Annotated in this window: 29 protein-coding genes; 7 read left to right on the plus strand and 22 right to left on the minus strand. The window is 63.5% G+C overall.

From position 1 onward, the window contains the following. Positions 1 to 55: 55 nt before the first annotated feature. Entirely contained in the window at positions 56 to 400 is a 345-nt protein-coding gene (locus BDO18943_RS19230; RefSeq protein ID WP_175023617.1) for a helix-turn-helix domain-containing protein, read from the minus strand. A gap of 144 nt (positions 401 to 544) precedes the next feature. Between BDO18943_RS19230 and BDO18943_RS42695 the strand changes: the two genes are divergently transcribed. Further along, entirely contained in the window at positions 545 to 1,333 is a 789-nt protein-coding gene (locus BDO18943_RS42695) for an XRE family transcriptional regulator (protein ID WP_235996109.1), read from the plus strand. A gap of 22 nt (positions 1,334 to 1,355) precedes the next feature. Then, positions 1,356 to 1,850 (plus strand): hypothetical protein, encoded by a 495-nt coding sequence (locus BDO18943_RS19240; protein ID WP_175023618.1) that lies wholly within the window; start codon positions 1,356 to 1,358, stop codon positions 1,848 to 1,850. Between the two features lie 21 nt (positions 1,851 to 1,871). Here BDO18943_RS19240 and BDO18943_RS19245 read toward each other — a convergent pair whose 3' ends face one another. From BDO18943_RS19245 to BDO18943_RS19335, 19 genes are all read right to left on the minus strand, one after another. Continuing rightward, positions 1,872 to 3,044 carry a tyrosine-type recombinase/integrase gene (locus BDO18943_RS19245; RefSeq protein WP_235996111.1) on the minus strand — a complete coding sequence of 391 codons (1,173 nt, stop codon included), beginning with the start codon at positions 3,042 to 3,044 and terminating at the stop codon, positions 1,872 to 1,874. After that, complete coding sequence (locus BDO18943_RS19250; RefSeq protein WP_175023619.1) at positions 3,041 to 3,247, minus strand: DUF4224 domain-containing protein; 207 nt, start codon at positions 3,245 to 3,247, stop codon at positions 3,041 to 3,043. Before BDO18943_RS19250 ends, BDO18943_RS19245 begins: the two co-directional genes overlap by 4 nt. 2 nt (positions 3,248 to 3,249) lie before the next feature. Continuing rightward, positions 3,250 to 4,224, minus strand: coding sequence for a phage Gp37/Gp68 family protein (locus BDO18943_RS19255; protein ID WP_175023620.1), 975 nt, complete (start codon positions 4,222 to 4,224; stop codon positions 3,250 to 3,252). Continuing rightward, positions 4,221 to 4,979, minus strand: a complete 759-nt coding sequence (locus tag BDO18943_RS19260; RefSeq protein ID WP_175023621.1) for a hypothetical protein — start codon at positions 4,977 to 4,979, stop codon at positions 4,221 to 4,223. Before BDO18943_RS19260 ends, BDO18943_RS19255 begins: the two co-directional genes overlap by 4 nt. Beyond that, the gene (locus tag BDO18943_RS19265) at positions 4,976 to 5,371 is read right to left on the minus strand and encodes a hypothetical protein (RefSeq protein WP_175023622.1); all 396 of its coding nucleotides are present in this window, start codon (positions 5,369 to 5,371) and stop codon (positions 4,976 to 4,978) included. Before BDO18943_RS19265 ends, BDO18943_RS19260 begins: the two co-directional genes overlap by 4 nt. Positions 5,372 to 5,381: 10 nt before the next feature. Then, a complete protein-coding gene (locus tag BDO18943_RS19270; protein ID WP_175023623.1) occupies positions 5,382 to 6,377 on the minus strand; it encodes an RNA-directed DNA polymerase in 996 nt (331 codons plus the stop codon). 343 nt (positions 6,378 to 6,720) lie between these two features. Beyond that, a complete protein-coding gene (locus tag BDO18943_RS19275; RefSeq protein WP_163123811.1) occupies positions 6,721 to 7,077 on the minus strand; it encodes a four helix bundle protein in 357 nt (118 codons plus the stop codon). Between the two features lie 14 nt (positions 7,078 to 7,091). Continuing rightward, positions 7,092 to 7,556 carry a DUF1566 domain-containing protein gene (locus BDO18943_RS19280; RefSeq protein ID WP_175023624.1) on the minus strand — a complete coding sequence of 155 codons (465 nt, stop codon included), beginning with the start codon at positions 7,554 to 7,556 and terminating at the stop codon, positions 7,092 to 7,094. 30 nt (positions 7,557 to 7,586) lie between these two features. Next, the gene (locus tag BDO18943_RS19285; protein WP_175023625.1) at positions 7,587 to 7,949 is read right to left on the minus strand and encodes a DUF1566 domain-containing protein; all 363 of its coding nucleotides are present in this window, start codon (positions 7,947 to 7,949) and stop codon (positions 7,587 to 7,589) included. Positions 7,950 to 8,038: 89 nt separating this feature from the next. Beyond that, entirely contained in the window at positions 8,039 to 8,662 is a 624-nt protein-coding gene (locus BDO18943_RS19290; RefSeq protein ID WP_175023626.1) for a 1-pyrroline-5-carboxylate dehydrogenase, read from the minus strand. Next, positions 8,659 to 10,425 (minus strand): AAA family ATPase, encoded by a 1,767-nt coding sequence (locus BDO18943_RS19295; protein WP_175023627.1) that lies wholly within the window; start codon positions 10,423 to 10,425, stop codon positions 8,659 to 8,661. The genes BDO18943_RS19290 and BDO18943_RS19295 overlap by 4 nt, the downstream gene beginning before the upstream one ends. 12 nt (positions 10,426 to 10,437) lie before the next feature. Further along, the gene (locus BDO18943_RS19300) at positions 10,438 to 11,622 is read right to left on the minus strand and encodes a hypothetical protein (protein ID WP_175023628.1); all 1,185 of its coding nucleotides are present in this window, start codon (positions 11,620 to 11,622) and stop codon (positions 10,438 to 10,440) included. A gap of 14 nt (positions 11,623 to 11,636) precedes the next feature. Continuing rightward, positions 11,637 to 12,446, minus strand: coding sequence for a RecB family exonuclease (locus tag BDO18943_RS19305; protein WP_175023629.1), 810 nt, complete (start codon positions 12,444 to 12,446; stop codon positions 11,637 to 11,639). Next, positions 12,446 to 12,610, minus strand: coding sequence for a hypothetical protein (locus BDO18943_RS19310; RefSeq protein WP_167562609.1), 165 nt, complete (start codon positions 12,608 to 12,610; stop codon positions 12,446 to 12,448). The genes BDO18943_RS19305 and BDO18943_RS19310 overlap by 1 nt, the downstream gene beginning before the upstream one ends. Beyond that, positions 12,607 to 12,834, minus strand: coding sequence for a hypothetical protein (locus tag BDO18943_RS19315; RefSeq protein ID WP_235996113.1), 228 nt, complete (start codon positions 12,832 to 12,834; stop codon positions 12,607 to 12,609). Before BDO18943_RS19315 ends, BDO18943_RS19310 begins: the two co-directional genes overlap by 4 nt. Beyond that, positions 12,831 to 13,022: a hypothetical protein gene (locus BDO18943_RS19320; RefSeq protein WP_175023630.1), complete on the minus strand. Its 192-nt coding sequence runs from the start codon at positions 13,020 to 13,022 to the stop codon at positions 12,831 to 12,833. The genes BDO18943_RS19315 and BDO18943_RS19320 overlap by 4 nt, the downstream gene beginning before the upstream one ends. After that, entirely contained in the window at positions 13,019 to 13,375 is a 357-nt protein-coding gene (locus BDO18943_RS19325) for a hypothetical protein (RefSeq protein ID WP_235996115.1), read from the minus strand. The genes BDO18943_RS19320 and BDO18943_RS19325 overlap by 4 nt, the downstream gene beginning before the upstream one ends. Before the next feature lie 134 nt (positions 13,376 to 13,509). After that, positions 13,510 to 13,935, minus strand: coding sequence for a hypothetical protein (locus BDO18943_RS19330; protein WP_175023632.1), 426 nt, complete (start codon positions 13,933 to 13,935; stop codon positions 13,510 to 13,512). A 33-nt stretch (positions 13,936 to 13,968) separates the two neighbouring features. Further along, entirely contained in the window at positions 13,969 to 14,349 is a 381-nt protein-coding gene (locus BDO18943_RS19335; RefSeq protein WP_175023633.1) for a DUF1566 domain-containing protein, read from the minus strand. 563 nt (positions 14,350 to 14,912) lie between these two features. Between BDO18943_RS19335 and BDO18943_RS19340 the strand changes: the two genes are divergently transcribed. Further along, on the plus strand, positions 14,913 to 15,191 hold the full coding sequence (locus tag BDO18943_RS19340; RefSeq protein WP_175023634.1) for a hypothetical protein: 279 nt from the start codon (positions 14,913 to 14,915) through the stop codon (positions 15,189 to 15,191). Positions 15,192 to 15,703: 512 nt separating this feature from the next. Here BDO18943_RS19340 and BDO18943_RS19345 read toward each other — a convergent pair. After that, positions 15,704 to 16,120 (minus strand): helix-turn-helix domain-containing protein, encoded by a 417-nt coding sequence (locus BDO18943_RS19345; protein WP_175023635.1) that lies wholly within the window; start codon positions 16,118 to 16,120, stop codon positions 15,704 to 15,706. 88 nt (positions 16,121 to 16,208) lie between these two features. Between BDO18943_RS19345 and BDO18943_RS19350 the strand changes: the two genes are divergently transcribed. Both BDO18943_RS19350 and BDO18943_RS19355 read left to right on the plus strand, forming a co-directional pair. Then, positions 16,209 to 16,394, plus strand: coding sequence for a helix-turn-helix domain-containing protein (locus BDO18943_RS19350; RefSeq protein ID WP_175023636.1), 186 nt, complete (start codon positions 16,209 to 16,211; stop codon positions 16,392 to 16,394). Then, positions 16,391 to 16,627 (plus strand): hypothetical protein, encoded by a 237-nt coding sequence (locus BDO18943_RS19355; protein ID WP_175023637.1) that lies wholly within the window; start codon positions 16,391 to 16,393, stop codon positions 16,625 to 16,627. Before BDO18943_RS19350 ends, BDO18943_RS19355 begins: the two co-directional genes overlap by 4 nt. Here the strand turns inward: BDO18943_RS19355 and BDO18943_RS19360 are convergent. After that, a complete protein-coding gene (locus BDO18943_RS19360; RefSeq protein ID WP_175023638.1) occupies positions 16,590 to 16,814 on the minus strand; it encodes a hypothetical protein in 225 nt (74 codons plus the stop codon). The two genes, BDO18943_RS19355 and BDO18943_RS19360, sit on opposite strands and share 38 nt — an antisense overlap. A gap of 96 nt (positions 16,815 to 16,910) precedes the next feature. Here BDO18943_RS19360 and BDO18943_RS19365 point away from each other — a divergent pair, with 96 nt between their 5' ends. Both BDO18943_RS19365 and BDO18943_RS19370 read left to right on the plus strand, forming a co-directional pair. Next, positions 16,911 to 17,135, plus strand: a complete 225-nt coding sequence (locus BDO18943_RS19365; RefSeq protein WP_027787544.1) for a hypothetical protein — start codon at positions 16,911 to 16,913, stop codon at positions 17,133 to 17,135. After that, positions 17,132 to 17,350, plus strand: coding sequence for a hypothetical protein (locus BDO18943_RS19370; RefSeq protein ID WP_089425295.1), 219 nt, complete (start codon positions 17,132 to 17,134; stop codon positions 17,348 to 17,350). The genes BDO18943_RS19365 and BDO18943_RS19370 overlap by 4 nt, the downstream gene beginning before the upstream one ends. Positions 17,351 to 17,440: the final 90 nt, after the last annotated feature.

Here is a 17,440-nt window from a genome sequence, read left to right on the forward strand (position 1 = left end):
GTCGCTCGTATTGAGAATTGCGCAGGTGGCGTGGCTTTCGCGGCCGGCCTACGATTCAACCCATCGCAGCCGCTGATTCCGGGCTGTCGGTCCGAACGGACACCTGAACGGGGCGGCGTGTCAAAACGGGCGTAAAATTTCGGGTTTCGTAGCGGCTCGGCCAGATTTCTTCCGGCTTACATCCGATCGTTTCGGCGATCAGTTTTTCCGCGTTGGGATACGAGGTGCGCAGCGCGTTGCGGAGCGTCCCCGGTGCATAGCCGTGTTGGATCGACAGCGCTCGCAGAGACCAGCCTGCTTTCTTCACGGCTGCAATGATGTCCGCCTGGTGCCAATCGGCGACAAGATCGTTCCGTTTGGAATTGATGGCGGGCTTTTTTGGGGCTTTTTCATGCGTCATGGCGTACTCCATGCGGTTCGTCATGGCGTAATTAAACCCGAACGGAACATGAAACGCAATCCTTTCGGGTTGAATTTCATGTTCCGTTCGGGGATATCCACCCCGTTTGGGTGGTAAGCGTAATGAAATCAAAGAGATAACGGCATGATGAAAAGCAACACTGCTCTTGCGGCGCCGCTTTCAGCTTCCGTTCGGGAAGTTGAAACCTTCAATTCGGAGATTGGCGAGCGTCTGCGCTACATCCGAACGGAGGTATTTCGAGCATCGGTGGCGGACATGGCAGCCGCTTTTGAGGTCGGAACCAGCACAATCCAGCGGTATGAGAGCGGGGAGCGCACGCCGGACAGCCTGTTCCTGGCTCGCGTGGCCGAGCGAGGCGCTATTGACCTTTCGTGGATGCTGTACGGCGTAGGCAACGCCGATGGAGACGTGCGCCGCGTGGCGCGGGTGGACTCTCAGACGATAGTTGACGTGCCGACAATTACGGACACGCTTGGTAAGCCTGTCGATGTGAGCGACTTTGTATTCATCCCGCGCTATCGGGTAAAGGCTTCTGCCGGCTCAGGGCAGTCGGTCACTGATGAGGCACCGACCCATTCGATGGCGTTCCGCCGGTACTGGATCGAGAACTACCTACACGCTAACCCTGCCGATCTGTCGGTGCTGTCTGTAAAGGGGGACTCTCAACAGGGCGTGCTGAATGATCGTGACGTGATATTGATCGACCGAAGCCAAACCAGCGGCATGGCAGGGCTGTATGTCTTGCGGATAGACGGCGAGATCATCGTTAAAACGCTGCAGCGCCTGCCGGAAGGCGTTCTAGAGGTGAGCAGCGCCAATCCCGCGTACAAGCCGTTCACTGTGAACATGTCCAAACCACCATCTGACTTTGCGATTATTGGGCGCGTGGTTTGGTTCGGGCGTCAGGTTTAATTACCGTAATCTGTTGATAACAATGAATAAAATTTCGATTGCATGTGTTGCCGTGCTTCTCGCAGGATGCGGAAAACAGACACCTCCAGTTGCGATTGCGCGACCTGAGCCGCCTAATTTTGTCGCATCGGGAAATGCGCCGACGCCGCAGGTGGCGGCTGAATTCCTACTGAAATATGTCGCTGTCGCGCAGGCGGCAATCGATAGAACGCCATACAAGGCGACGGATTCTGCCGAACAGATGCGGCTCGCGCAGGAAATGTACAAGGCTGATGGCGAACACCTGGCCCGATGGCGTGATGCGGGGATATCGCTATTTACGGCGGCAGGCGATCAGACGTGCAAGCTCTACGTGGCGTCCATCTTCAATGCCTGGGACACTGCCTATCCTTTGAACGGACCGCCGGTGGACGCCGAGCTTGAGAAGAAGCGGCAGGTAGCTGCGCAGGCGAAGGAATACGAACGCAACTGCACGAACCATATGAAGCTGGCGAGCTGGGGAACCGGAGCAAAATAGACACGTCTGCTCGTTTCGGTGTCAAAAAGTGCGCGAAAACATCCGATTTTGCGCGCTTTTTTTGCAAATCTCTCGGCCGCCGTTAAAACTCAACAGTTCGCGCTCCGCCGTGCCTGGCGTGGCTTCGCGGATCTGGCTTGTCCCTGCTTCCGGTGTCAAATCGATCACCCCCCCACACCTCCGCTTTACGATCTTCGTTCGATCGTAGACGCGCGCCGTCGTCGCCGGATTCGCATGCAAGTCCGGCAATGCGCCGCGTTCCGCTTTATGCCGCGTTACGTAATACGCTCGCAGGTCGTGGAACGTGAATCGCCTCGTGATCTTCTTCAGCTCGAGCGCCTTGCTCATCAGCTTCGACCATTCGGTCTTGAATCCGGCCGGCGTGTAGTGCGTCGCATACCGATTCGAGAACACGTACAGGCAGTCGTCCTTTCGCGCGGCACGCAGGCGCGCGATCAGCTCCGTCAGCGCCGGTGTGATCTCGATGTGCTCGATCACCTCGCCGCGCTTCTTGCCACGCTGCTTCGCGCGCTTCACCCGAATCTCGCCCGCGGCCTCGTCGATCTGCGGCCATGCCAGATCAAGGAACTCGACCTTTCGGTTGCCGGCGAGCGCCGCATATTCCGCGGCCATGCCGATGACCGCCTTTTGTCCGCCGAGCGATGCGACCCAGGCGGCGAACGCCTGGAAGTCTTCTGGATCCGGCGCCTCGGTGCGCGGCTGCTCTTCGTTGCGTCGGACTTCGCGACAGGGGTTGTGCTTCGCCTCGCCGCGGTCGATCGCGAGACCGATCAGGTTCGAGAGCAGGGCGGCCTCGCGGTTGGCACGCACCGGCGCGGCGGCGCGCTCGATGCGCAGGTAGCGCGACACGTGGGTCGCGTCGATGTCGGCGGCGCGCATGTCGCCGAACGTTTCGAGCAGCGGCCCGCTGCACTGCTTGTAGTCGTTGCGGGTGTACTGCGAATATCGCTGCCAGCCGGGCGTCTCCTGAAACTGCTCCCAGAGCCGCGCGATCGTGCCGACGTCGTCGCCAGCCCCGAGCAGGTCGAGCACCTTGCGAATCGCGACGAGCCGATCCTGGCCGAGGTTGATCGGCTTCTTGCCGACTGGATGATAGCGGTACGTGAAGCCGTCCTTTCGTTTCCGCGCCTCCATACGCGGCAGGAGGCCATCACGTTCCCGGTGCTTCTTCATGCTGCGACTCTCCATTTGGGCTGCGCGCGTGGCGTGGCGGCAGCGCGCGGCTGGTTGACCTGCTCCCACGTAAGCATGGGATGTCCGTCAGCCTTGCGCGGCGCGTCGATGCCCAGCGCTTTTTTGATCCATCGGGCCTGCGCCGCACCCTGTTTCAGGCCGCCCGTCAGCTCGACGAGTTCGGCGTTCGTCACGATCGGCATGGCTACACCTCCGGGAATTCGTCGTGCGTGCGGCCGTCGAGCAGTCGACCAGCGGCGCGCTTGCCGGCACGGTGGACCATCGCCCAACCGTCGCCGCTCGCCGCGCCGTGCGGGAAGTCCTCGACGCGGTATCCGCCCGGCGCAACACGGCCGTCGCGCGCGATCGCGGCGGTTTCGAAGCGGCCGGTGCCGAAGTCGCCAGAGCCCGGCGCCCATTCGCCGTGTTGTTTGAAATGGAATGGCACGCCGGCGGCCGCACATTGGTCGCGCAGATCGCGGGCCCAGTCAGGGTGCATCGGCCGCGCGCCGGAACCGCTTTCGCCGCCGACGATGACCCAGTCGATTCCGGGATGGGCGCCGATGAGCCTTCGGCCATGCTCTGCAAGCAACCACGGATTCAACGTGACTGGCCCGAGCAGCGGCTCCATCGAAAGGAAGCGCACGCGCGCCGGTACCGCAAGTAGCTTTGGGATATCACGCTCGGCCTCGACCTGGTTGACGATCGTCGCGCCGATCGAGATACCCGGCCAGGGCAGCTCGTCCCACGTGTTGATCCCGCACGACAGTTCGTCGACGACTTCGTTGAGCATCGCGTGTGCGTTGCCGATCCGCTTCGTCAAGAGCGGCCAGTCGAGGTTCGGCGTCTTGGCGATCAACCTGAACAGGTCTACGCGCCATGCCGGATCGACCGCGTTGTCGAATACGTCAGCAAGCGACGCGCAGAACACGCGCTGGCGCCGGCCGTGCGCGGCGAAGAACTCGGCATGCGCTGCTTCCCATGCGAGCGGCTTGCGCCAGTTCGCCAGCGACGTGCGGCGGCGAGGCGCGCCGGGCCCCCAGTTCGCCGCCGTGCCGCCGGCGAAGCGCGCGTTGCGCGTCTCCGCGTAGCAGTGGTCGCAGCCCGGGCCGACCTTCTGGCAGCCTTCCCACGGGTTGAAGGTATGGTCGCACCATTCGATTTTGGTGTTCTCGCTCACGGTGCGTCTCCTGCGCCGATGGCTTCGTACTTGGCTTTGGCTTCGCGGTAGTGTTCGTCGCAGCAGAAGCCTTGTCCCATCCAGAGCGAGGACGACGGATTGCCGCAGAAGCAGGCCGGCATGGGGTTCGCCTGGTTTGCGTTGAACCAGTACTGAGCATGCTTGCCGTGCGGCGCGTCGAAATCGGGGAGGTGGCCCGGACCGGCCAAGGTATTGACGATCCAGCTCAGGCCCGCTTCAGCGCCGTTGCCGTGCTGCCACTCGATAACGGCGGACTGCATGGCAACGGTTTGGTCGTGGATGATGTCCGACAGCGTCTTGATGAGAGACTCCGATCGCACGGCGTCGCGCGTCTCATGTTCTTCACGCTTCAGACGCTCGCGCATCGATTCGCGCTTCTTCTCGCGCACATACAGCGCGACCGGGCCGTCTTCGGTGTCGTAGATTTCGAGCAGCAGCCAGCCGTCGCCGGCCGGCGCGCTCGGCGTCCAGAAGCTGCAGTTCGTACTATTGGATGCGAAGTACTGGTCGTACGTGTCGCAATCGACGTCGTTCTCCATGTGGATGAAAGCGGCTTCGATATCGAAAGCGGCGAAGAACGTCTCGTAGTTCACGTCCTCGTCGAGGTACGGGACGGCCGGGTGCGACAGCATGCCTTCCTCGTCGCGCACGATCTCGCGCGGCGTGAGAATCGCGTGGCGCAGCCCCTGGAGGTCGGCCGGCATAGCGGCGCGCGGGGTATCGGTGGTGGTCATTGTTCCCGGCCCTCCATGTCGGCAGCGGTGATGACGTACTGGCGCACATTGACGACGCTGTAGAACGTCGGCTTCGCGTGCTTCTCGATCCAGCCGGCCAGCAGGGCATCGAGTTCGGCCCTTGCTTCCGGCATGACGTCCGGGTAGCCGTCCGCGTATTCGCCGACCTCGTCGTAGGCACGCTCGCCGATCATTTCGATCACGTCGTCGGCGTCGCACAGGTGCTTGGTCTGGATCGGCGCGACTTCGCCAGTGAACACAATGTCGCCGACGGCCAGGTCGTCGTGCGTGTCGAGCAGCTCATCAAGCTCGTCCCATGTGAAATCCTCGTTGTTGCGGCTCCAGACGACGCGCACATCTGCTGCCTGAGTGTTCTCGGTTTCGGTGGTCATGGAATAGTCCTCAGAAGGTTTTCGTAAGATCTCGATCGACGGCTTTCCCCATCGAACGCAGGAGGTTCGCGAGGCTTGCGCGATCGCAGTGGCTGGAGGTTGCTTGCCGCAGTAGGCCGAAGTACGAATTCGCGACCGGCATCAGGTCGCCGGCCGACGTCTCGGCGACACGCCGCAATGCTTCGTTGCGCGTGCGCTTCCGCGTCTCGCGGCGCCATGGCTTGATGACCTGGCCGACGAAGTCGATGCCACGGTCGATCGGCTGCAGGATGGTCTTGCGCGGGTTGATCTGCGCGCCGAGCCGTTCCGGCAGGAACGCTGTGACGTCCGCGAGAATCTCGTTCAGCCGCGCCGGCGAGTCGTGCAGGAACACGAAGTCGTCGACGTAGCGGACGTAGTGCCGCGCGCCGAGCGTGTGCTTCGCGCGCTGGTCGAGTACGTCGAGGTAGACGTTCGCGAAGAACTGGCTCGACAGGTTCCCGATCGGCAGGCCGAGGTCAGGCGCCTGTTCGAGTAACCGTTTGTGGGGTGGCACGAGCTCCATCATGGCGGGGTCGCCGTGGTACTCGTAGTCGCCCCGTGGATCGTGCATCAGCACGGTTTCGGTCAGCGATCGCCAGAACGGCTCGCAGATCTTCGCGAGCAGCAGGTCGCGCAGGATCAGCTTGTCGATGCTGACGAAGAAGTTCGCGAGATCGCACTTCAGGTAGAACGCGCGCTTCGACCAGTTTTGCGTGATCGACCGAACCTTCGATTCGAGGCGCTGCGCGGCGTACAGCGTGCCGCGCCCCTTGATGCAGGCGCAGGAATCGGCGATGAAAGACCGTTCGAAGCGCGGGCCGATCCGGTTGTACAGCAGGTGGTGCACGATGCGATCGCGAAACGCAGCCGCCCAGACTTCGCGCGGCTTCGGTCGCGTGATGACGAAGCACTTCGAGCGGCCGGGTGTGTAACTGCCGTCGGCCAGCTCGTCGTACAGGCGGCGCAGGTTGCGTTCGAGCCGCATTTCGAACGCGAGCGCTGCATTGCTGTTTCGCTTCGTTCGCCGGCAGTCGAGATACGCTTCGACCAGCTCGGCGAACGAAATTGGCCCTCGATCTGCGGACGGCGCGGGCGCGCAACTCGTTGTTCTGGTGGTTGTTGTTCTGGTTGCCATTGTTGAAGTTCTGGTACCACGCCCAGCCGGAGGTATCGTGCGATCTACGTCGCCCGACCGATTTCTCAGCCGGGAAACTGCGCTGGACCTTTCCGCACGCCGGCGGCCGGTTTCCTCATTGCGCATGGCGGTGGCCTTGTGGGCCAGCGGCACGACCAGATTGATATATCGCTCAGCCGCGAAGGCCTTGACCTTAGCGGAGCGGGCGACGGTTTGCGGCGTTCTTCCAGCCGTTGGCCTGCTTCCCGATGCTCGTCGTTTTCTCGACGGCAGCTGCGTAGCCTTCACGCGCGATCAGTCGCTTGTCCATGCTGAGCCGAAGCAGCAGCTCGATCACCTGCAGGCGCTCGAGTAATTCGGCCAGGTGCGGTGCCTTTTCGGCCGCGACGTTTGCGCGGAACACCAACACCATGATCTCGATGCACTCCGCGCTGATCTTCTCGCCGATGCTGCGTTTGAAGTCGCGGGGCATGTTCTTGACCAGGGTGGTGACGTCATCGAGCAGCCCGTAGGCCGCTCGATATATCGGGAGTTGGTTGTGCAGGGCCACGGTGGGTTAAATGATCAAAAAACTGAAGGGATAAATCTGCGGACGGCGCGGGCGCGCAACTCGTAGTTCTGGGGGCTGTCGTCCTGGCTGCCAGTGCCGAAGTACGGGAACCACGCCCAGCCGGAGTTCGATTCGTGGCGCTCGCCCGACCAGTAATAGGCCGGCTCGAACTCGCCCTTCAGGTTCGCGAACAGGAGCGATTGCTCCCGCCGCGTCGGCAGTTCGCCGCCACGTTCGGCGGCCCAGGCCTTCGCCGCTTCCCAGTCCAGATCTTCGGCATCGCCCGGCAGGAGAATCAGGTAGTGGCTCAACGATCCGTCTTCGAGGAGGATCTGCCCGGCGATACGCTCGCCGGCTGCGAGCGGGATCGTGACGGCGTCGACGAGGTACTCGGTCGCGCGCGGCTGCTTCTTGAACTCGTCGATCATCGCGCCGATGCGCGCGTGATCTGCTTCGATCTGTTCCAGCGTGATCGTCATTGCATGCTCCGATTGTGAATGGATGAATGGTTAAATCGACAATCTGCGGACGGCGCGGGCGCGCAACTCGGTGTCCTGGTGGCCGTAGCACTGGTGGCCAGTGCCGAAGTGCTGGTACCACGCCCAGCCGGCGTAATCCGGGTCGTCGTCCGGCGTGTTCGACCAGTACGCGGCCTTCTCGAACAGGTCTCGGTGCTGCTCGTATGCGATCACGAGCTCGGCGCGCGTCGGAAGATCCCCGCCGCGGCTCTTGGCCCAGTCCATCTGCTCCTGCCAGGTCCCGCGATCGTTCTCGCCGGGCAGCAGGATCGTGTGCGTGACGTCGCCGTTCTTGTCGACGAAGCCACCGAGGTAGATCTCGCCTTCGGCGAGCGTGGGAAGCTGGATCTGCATGGTTTCTCCGGAAAAGAGAAGGGCGCCGATCGGCGCCCTTCGAATGCCGCGCGGACCGAGGTAAGCCGCGCGGGTTAGGCTCTGTTGAATCAGCGTGGCATCCACTGCGTGCCGCGCACGATCCGGCCCACCGGTTCGAGCACGAGCACCTCGGATTCTTGTTCACTGCGCACGAGCGCGCTGCCGCGGCGCTGCGCGAGTTCGAGTGACGTGTGACGCTGCGGCTTACACGTGCGGCCGACCGTCACAAACAGCGGCGCGCGGGCGCCGACCGGGCCGAGCGTCAGCTCGTCGATACGCGCCTCGAGCGTCGCGGCGTTCGCGCGCCAGGTGTCGGCCTTCAGATGCGCGGCGTCGCGCTCGGCGGTGAGGCGCTCGATGTCGGCGCGCAGGTCCGCGATGATCCGCGCGACGTCGATGACGCCGGTGTTCGGGTCCAGCGACTTCTCGACGAGGCCGACGGATGCCAGCGCTGGCGCGGCTGCGGCCGGCGGCGTGTTGCCGGGCGGCGGGGGCGTCTGCACTGCGCGCGCGAGCCAGTACACGTATTCGTTTCCGCCGCCGGCGCGCTTCTCGCGCTCAACCAACCCGTCTCCGAGCATGCGGTTCAGCTCCTTCGTCACGTCGAGCTGCGGAAGCCCTGTTCCGGTCGCCACGGCCTTTGCCGTGGCTTCCGACGTATCAGCGAGATACCGCTCAATGTCCTCTCTCACGCTGCCTCCCGTACTTCGCGCGGCGCGGTAGCGCCGACCTGTCCATCCTCGACCCAGAATGCCTCGATGCCATCCGGCAGGCCGGCCGGCGCCGCCTTCAGGCTCATGAACACGAGCGCCGTGTCGATCTGGCCGGTGTAGGCGAGATCATCGAGCCAGTAGAGCAGCCGGTCGCGTTCCGGCCCGACCAGCACGTCGGCGCGATCGAGCACGAGCAGCTTCAGGCCTGAGAAGAGGCTGATCGCTGCAGCGATGTGCGCGTCGACGCGCCAGCGTTCCGATTCGGACAGCAGGGCGTACGCGCGGCCGTCGGCGAGAACTTCCATCTCCGGCGTGATCGTCACGTCGGCCCATTCGGACATCTCGGCCAGGTCCGTCAGGCGCTCGTTCATCGGTGTGAGCGCTTCGCTGAGCAGGTCGGCCGGGATGCCGTTGGGCGCGAGCGCGTCGGCGATCGCCTCGTAGGCTGCAACGTCTTCGTGCAACGCCGCAGCCTGCTTTGCCAGATCGGCAGCGCCGGCGGCGCGCCGCTCGATTTCACGAAGCGTCGCAATCTCGGTGTCGAGCTGCTTGCGGCGGCGCTGAAGGTCGGCCAGCTCCGAGCGCGCGGCGTCGCCGCTCTCTCGGGCGGCGGCCGCGCCGCTGTCATCCGCGTCGTCTTCGAGCGCCCGCAGCTGCGTCGCGGCCGATTCAGCTGCTTCGACGTCACGTTTCCGGTTCGCGGCCGCGTTTTGCAGCGTCTTCAGGCCCTGCTCATACTCGGGCAGCTTCGCGGCCGCGTCGGCGTCGCGCGCGCCAGCTGCAGCCGTCGCCGACAGTACGCCGTTGAGGTAGCGCAAGAGCGCACCGCATTCCGGGCAAGAGCATTCGGTTCCGGCCGGCGCCGCGCCGGCGAGCACACGAAGCGCTTCGACCTTGGGCAGGAATTCGGCGACCTGCTCGTCGGCGAGCTGCGCGAGCTCGACCGCTTTCGCGTAACCGGCGGTGCGAGTGCGCAGGTCGGCAATTTTCGACGCCCGCGCACGTGCCGCGGTGTCCGCCGCGTCGGCTGCGCCGATCTGCTGCTGCAGTTCGCCGATCCGGTCGTCGAGCGCCGCGCGGTCGCCCGTGAGCTTCCGCAACGCTGCTTCGTCGAACTCGACCGCCGCCGGCCGCCAGGTGGCTGCCTTCTGGCTGCCGTACGTTTCTCCGGTCGCGTTGCGCCATGACTGCTTCGCGCCGCGCGCGCGGTCGGCGGCTTCCTTCTGCGCTGCTTCGAAGCCGGCGCGCAACATCGGCGTGACGGCTGCGAGCCGCGCGGCGGCCGCCGCTGGCAACGCATCGGCGCGAAGCCCGAGCTTCTCGAGCAGCCGGAGGCGCATTTCGTCGACGCCGATCTTCACGCCCATCAGGTCGTACAAGAAAGCCCGGCGCTCGGCTGCACCGAGATGTGCGAAGCGCTGCGCGTCGAGCACCAGAAGCAGGCGCGGATCTTCGGCGAGCTCGCGCTTCAGCTTCCCCGACGGCAGCATGACGCTGTTCGCCTGGTCGCCGCACGCGACGACGATCTGGCCGGCGTCCGCGCCCTCGGTGACGAGCGCGCCGTATTCCTTCTTCAGCGCGACGCGCACGGTGTCGCCGGTCAACGCCATGCGCACGGCTTCCTGCAGACTGCTCTTACCGGCGCCGTTCGGTCCGGCGAAGAGCGCGACGGGCTTCGACAGCCGCAGGTCTGCGGCATGGATCCCGAGCACTTTCGAGACGTAGATGTCGGTGATCTTCATGGGAGGTTCCAGTTAGTCGGCGCTGATCGGCGCGCGCGCGCGGCGCGGCGCACCGGAGCGCGGCTGTTGCTGCGTCTGTTCGGCGGCAGCTGTGATGGCGCGCATGCGCGCCGATGCCGCCGCGTTCAGGTCTGCCTTCGCGGCCTCGTCCGGCACGCCCGCGATCGCGCTGCGCGCGAGGTCGAGATCTTCGGCAGTCGCGGCGGATTCGATGTCCTCGCGGATGCCGCGCACCAGGCCCTCGACGTCGAACTCGAAACCGCCTTGGCTCTGACCGGCGCCGGTGCGAGGCTCGTCCTGGTCGTCGACCGGATCGGCCTGCGCGGCAGCCGGTGCGGCGTCGGTCTGCGGTTCGGGCGCGTGCCCGGTCTGAGCCGGCGCTGTGTCGCGCGGCACTTCGTCGGCAGGTTGGACGCGGCTGCCGCGCAGCTCATCCAGCGTCGCGCGGTTCACGGAGTAGCTGCCGTCGTCGTGCACGTCGACAATGTCTGCTGCCTCTTCGACTGTCGTCAGACCCATCAGCAGCTCGGGCGCGTACAGCTTCCCGAAGAACGACGCCGTGCGGTAGCGCAGCATGACCTCGTCCATGGTCTGCCACTTGCTGCCGTTCTTCGTGTACCAGCCTTCCTTGACCGCCATCTCGATCGACACGGCAGGCGACTCGATGCGCTCGCCCGTTTCCTTCTCGATAGCCCACGCGACGCAGACCTTGTCGGTGATCGGCACGCTGATCGTGCGCTTCTGACGCTGGTTGTTCTCCCAGAACGTTTCGACGTAGTCGACGTTCTTCGCGCCGAGCACCTTGATGTCGAAGCGCAGCGGCGAGAAGCGGCCGCAGCCGTTTACCGCGGCGATGATCCACTGTGAGGACCACGACGGCCGGCCCTCGACGATGTACAGGTTCTGCATCACCATCAGCGGATCGGCGCCCATTCGCTGCGCCATGTTCAGCGCCACGACGGCGTTCGCGAGCGCGTTCGGGTTGTCGCGCGATTCCTTCACGTTGCCGTATTTATCGAGCTTCTCGATCACCTTGCGGTACGCGGCCGGCACGAGCGTCGACGACGCGAGCAGGTTAGCCGCACGCTGCATCAGCTCGAATGACTGCAGCGAACCGAAGCCGGGCGCGACGGCGGGGAGGTTGGCCTCGCGCGGAAGCGGCGAGCGAACGGATTCCAGGGTGGTAGGCGTGGACATAGAGATCTCGCGGGTTAGTCGTGGAACTGGCAGGTGCCGTGGCGCGGACAGTACTTCTTGTCGCACAGCAGTGATTTCGGATTGGGGTAGAAGCGGCCGGACCGGAACATGTCCGCGGCGAACTGGATCAGCCCGGGCGTTTCCTCGGTGCCGACCATCACGCGCTTCGAATTCGCGATCGGTGCGGTCGCGACCTCGGGCGGGCCCTTAGTCTTCAGGCCGATGATCTCGGCGGTGTCGCCGATTTCCTCGCCAGTCGTGTGCTCGTACAGCAGCTCATACGTGCCGATCTGCGGACCGTGCCCCTTCGTGACGGCCGCGCCTTTCTGGACTGCGGACGATCCGCTTTTCAGGTCTGCGATGCCGACGCCGGCCGCCGAGCGGCGCACGCGCGCGCGGTCCATCGTGCCCGTCAGGCGTACGATGACGCCGCCGCCGCAGTCGATTTCAAGCGGCTTCGTTTCCATCTCGACCGCGACGAAGTTGTAGCGCGGCGCGACCTCGAGGCAGTACTTCGTCGTCAGCGACAGGCCGATGCGCTCTGCGTCGGACATGCTCAGATCGTCGCGCTCCGGGTCGAACTCGTTCTCCGGATCGCGCAGCTTGTCGACGAACGCGCCGGCTGCGTCGTCGACGGTCAGGCCGGACCCATCGAGGCGAGCCTGGTCGAACACGGCCGTGCCGGCGTGAATCGCGGTGCCGAGCGCGGCGCGCAGGCCGACCACGTTTCGCATGTTCAGGAGGTGGATGCCCTCCCAGCGGTATGCGCAGTCGAACAGTGCGCCCCAGCTGGAGGCGCGGACGGTATAGACGGACGGGTTCATCAGGTTCTCACGAGGTTGGCGACGGCGCTGGTGCCGTCGGCATTGAGGGCGGCGACGGCATACATGCACGCGGCGGCGATCAAGCTCGCGACGATGTAGCTGACGACCGGGCTGCGCGCGTGGATTCGCTCGAGCAGCGCGCCGAGAAAATCGAAGGGCGTCATCCGAGGCTCCGCAGGTAGGGGCCGGCGATAAGCGATCCGTACCAGAGACCCGCGATCGCGATGCCGTAGGCGACCATCCACACGCCTGCCTCTGCGGCGCGGCGCATGCGCGACACTCGCGCGGCGGCGCGCAGCAGCGCGTTGTCGTGCGGCGCACGTGAAACAAGCGATCGGCTGTAACCGCGCGATACAGGCGATAGGCTGTTGAGAGGGATGCGCATCATTCCCCCTCGATCGCCGAGGCACGGACGACAGGCTGAACCTTGACGCGTGCAGCGAAATTCCTGTCGCAGCCGCCTTCATCAAGCCCGCAGTTCAGATAGAACCCGCGCTCTTGCACGCTGAGATCCTCGAGGTTGTAGAAGCTGACGTGCTTGCAGTACGGGCACTCGATCGGCACGGTGGCTTTCATCGCGCACCTCCAGCGACCGTGATGTGCCGCGCCGGCTCCGGCGCAGCCTTGCGGCCGGCCTTGATCAGCGCGGCGTCGATGGTCATACGCTCGCCCGACGTGAAAATCGGTTTGCCGGCTTTGCGTGCCGCGTCATCCTTGGCTGCGATCAGTTCGAGGGCAGCGACCATGTCGGATGCCGCATGGATCACCTTTGCGTTCGCGACGCATTCCCGCTGCATCTCGCGCTTATCAGCTCCGCGCAGCATGGAGTGCGCGTCCCCGACGCGTGCAATGACATGGCCGTTCATCTCGGCGGTGATCGTCAGGTGGTCACGCAGCCAGCGGCCCGGTGTGTGCTTGATCTTGTCCATGTGGTCTCTCGGTGTGGTGCGCGGCTCAGCCGCAGTGGTGCTCGTCACCGTTCCAGCGCTTGAGCGCGCAGGCGACTTCGACGACGAACCAGAAAATCAGGATGGCGATCACGCCCACGACGAAGCGGGCCATGTCAGATCCTGCTCAGAAGGCGCGACGCCGGTGCACGGTGGTCGCTGCAGTGGCTGACGCCGGCGTTCCCTGGGCCGAGTTCGGCGCCGCACGACGAGCAGTAAGTCATCCTGTAGCGCGGCGCGACAATGCCGCGGTCAGCGGCCGCGATGCGGCGTGCGATCTCCGCGGCGCGCGCGGCGATGAGGACGCCCCAGACCGCGTAAACGTCCTCGAGGCGGCCGCGCGCCAGCGCAGCGTCGATCACCGCGCAGTCGATCGTCGAGATCTCGAGTGCGTCGAACGTGACGCCGTCAGCGATTTCTTCGTTGCGCTCATCGCGTGCCAGCGCCGCGTCGTCGGCCGCTGCTTGTCGGCGGTCGGCGAGGGCGTCCATACGCGACGGGAGCGTGCGGACGTTTCCGACCTGGTGATTGTTCGGATGCATCGCACCCTCCATGCAGTTGAAATCGATGAAGGGTTAAATGGGCAATCTGCGGACGGCGCGGGCGCGCAACTCGTCGTCCTGGCGGGTGCTGCTCTGGTCGCCAAGGCCGAAGCCCTGGAACCACGCCCAGCCGGAGTAGCCAGGATCGGTGTCCTGCTGGCACGTCCAGTACGCGTCGCGCTCGAACTCGTCGCGATGGTTTTCCAGCAAGAAGAGCATCTCGACGCGCGTCGGCAGTTCGCCGCCGATCGACTGCGCCCAGTCCATCTGGGCCTGCCAGCTGGCATCGTCGTTGTCGCCCGGAAGCAGCACGACGTGATGCCGTTCGCCGGCCGTGTTCGTCACGATGCCGAGGTAGATCTCGCCGTCGGCGAGCTGCGGAATGGAAACAGCGGTGGGGGTGGGCGCGTTCATAGAAACTCCGGAAAGGAAGAACTACTAACTAAATTGGGGTGTGATACGGCAAACGGTGCTTGCTGCTGCAGCTCTCACCGGTGGCGCCTCGGAGAACGAACCGCCACCGGTCAGAACTGCTTTCACTCGCGCGCCCGGCTACTCCCGGCCGTGCCGGCTCCGGGCCGCGCGAGGTTGTGTGCCGATTACCACGCCATCGGTCACGTGTTGCTGGCTGTCTTGCATCAGGCTCGCTCGGGTGTTGCATGCCACAGCGGTCTTCCGCTGCGTCCGTCCTGACTCACGACGCTGATCGCGCCGGCCGGTTACTCCGCAGAAGCGGTCCCGGCTTACCTTCGATTGTTAAAGAGCTTCCTCGGCTTCGAGGCGCGCCCGATGGCGCTGGTCTCATCAGTGCACGCATCACGTGCAGACACCGAGCCGTGTATTTCCGCTTCCTCTCGGCGTTTCGACCTATTCGGTGCCGTACTCTCCGGCTGTCACGCCTGGTAACCGCGGCGTTCCGGTTCTCATCCGTCCCGTGCTAACTTCTCGGTTCCTCAACCACACGAAACGGAGACCCGATGTTCGATGACGATGAAGACGATGCTGATCTCGATTCCGCAGTCGTCCAGGCGATGTCCTCGATGCATTTGCTGTTCGCCCTGATCAAAGTTCTCGATCTCACCCCCGAGCAGAAGGGGACGATGCTTCAGCTGTTCCGGTCGATGCAGCAGGTGCCCCAGGATCTTGCTCGTAAGGGCGAACTCCCTGAGTCACTTCTCCCGTTGCTCGATGATTTCGACCGGAACATAGAATCCCTACTTCTGCCGCAATCTTTCTCAAAGCTTCTCGGTAAGTAATCCCACTAGATTTCATATCGCCACCGCTGCGCTGGTTGTTCGGCGCAGCGCGTTGTGTGCTGCGTTGGAATGAAGTATTGCAAATGTACTAAGCCGGGTCAAGTACATTTGCAATTGAATTTGTCATAGCCCCACGGAGGGGCGTGCAATGCTGCGAAAAGGCTTACTCGCTCGACAGGGCCAAACAATGCTATTGAAAGCGCCCCCATTATTTCGCTAAACTACTGTACATCCATACAGTATTTCGTCAGAAGAAATTGCGAGGGAAGCGATGAACGGGGATGCTAAGGCGGCAGGACTGCGGTGCAAGCCGGGCGATCTGGCGATCGTCACGAAGTGCGGTGTGCCTGGGCGGATCGGATTGCTGGTGCGCGTTGTAGCGCGCAGTGCTGATGGCATCCATGACTGGTTGACCGAGCTTCAGGGGCCCGGCGTCATGGCGAGGAGTGTGGTGACGGGGAAACTTGCGAGACGGACGCGTGCCCTGATGTACGACTGGAATCTGACGCCGATCACTGGCCTGGATCTTCAACGTCAAACGGCTCATCAGGATCAGGAGCCCGCTTCCCTAAAAGCCTGAGGGTTTGCTTCAGGACATCGAATGCCTCCGGTGACGTTCCGTTGCGGTCGGCTTCTCTGATCGCCTCGATCAATGCTCGCGCAGCCCGGCTGACGTCCGGCGATTCACTGAGCTGCTTCGCGATCATGGGGGCGGCATACGACGTTCCTTTCGTATCGCCATGTTGGAGCCATTCTGGCGACACATTGAGGGCGTGTGCGAGCGCAAGGATGTGCTTTGAGCCCTTGTTTCTGCCGCCTTCGATCTGCGCAATCGTGGATTGCGAAAGATTGGCTGCCTTGGCCAGGTCCTCTTGTGACCACTTAGCCTTCTCGCGCAGTTGGCGCACTCGAAATCCGAATGTATTCATATTGCAATCGTAATAGGGTGCGAGATTGCATTGGTACTTGCCATCCAAGTACAAATGCAATATTCTGGGCCGCATGAACGCTCAACAGATGATTACTGACCTCATGGACGCCGGTCTCACTCAGATGGAGATCGAGCGACGCACGGGCATCGACCAGTCAACCGTTTCCAGTCTCTATACGGGGAAACGGGGCAAGCGCGTGTCCTACGAGGTCGTGAGCAAGCTGCTCGAACTTTACAAAGAAGTGATCGGCGAGCCGAAGGAGGGGAAGTGAAGAAGACCCGCGTGTTCAAGCCGGTTCGTGCCGGGTGCAAGCCGTCGACCCGCTGGCTCTGCCGACCGAGCGTCGAGCGCGAACGGTGGCGGCGGTTCGCGGAGGACAGCTTTGCCAGGGTGAAGGCGCTCCATGAGCGGTTGTATCCCGAAGACGCCGAGCCGAATGCGCTCAATGCCGTCGGGCGTCCCGTGTTTATTCCTCCGGAAGCCATGCCCGAAGGATCTCGATAGCGCGCTCGATCGATTGGACATTGATCTTCTCGAGGTCGGATTCCTTGCCGTCGATCTCGACGTGAATAGTTACCGACTCTCCGTTTTTCAGCGGAAATCGACGGTCGATGACGTAGCCGGCCCCTCCAGCCATATCGATCTTGTACGCGTATTCGCTGAAGTTGAGTTGTTCGTTTTTGATGGTCATGCGAACCCCGTTGTGAGTGGGTTGAGGAAGTAGAGAGCTTCAATTCTCGCATAGCGGCGGTTCGCATCTTTTTCAATAAAAATCGGGGCTATCGTCATGTCAAGACGCGCCGAATTTCGAAACGAAGTAAAAACGCGGCTGCGTGATCGCGTGTATGACGCGCTTCAGTTCTACAAGCAGCTGCACGGCATCGATTCCGACTCCGCCGCGCTCAACCGCATCGCAGAGGTGGCGCTGTTCGGCGTTGTGGGTACTTTGCCTGTCCAGCTCGCGGGCGTCAGTGCCGATGTGGGACAGACTGGCCCACAGGTGAATGCATGACAGGTCGCCGCGTGGAGCAGGCGGTCCTGCTGCCAGTGGCCGAAGCAGCTGATCTGGCAATGCGTGCGGCGGCGGAGGGCATCCCCGTTACCGATTTCCTGGGAATTCAGGTGCTACGCGGCGCGTACGGCGCCATGCACCCGCTCGTCATCGAGTTCGAGAAGCGGCCCAAAGCGGCCCAATCTGGGACCGATGGTGAGGAGCAACAGCCGTGAACAATCTCCCGAATCCTCTCACCCCTGCGCACGTCGAGTCGAGGTTGTCGATGTCGTATTATGGAACCCTGCTTCGGGCAGCCGGCGGCA

It is taken from the genome of Burkholderia aenigmatica, from assembly GCF_902499175.1.
Taxonomy (GTDB): domain Bacteria; phylum Pseudomonadota; class Gammaproteobacteria; order Burkholderiales; family Burkholderiaceae; genus Burkholderia; species Burkholderia aenigmatica.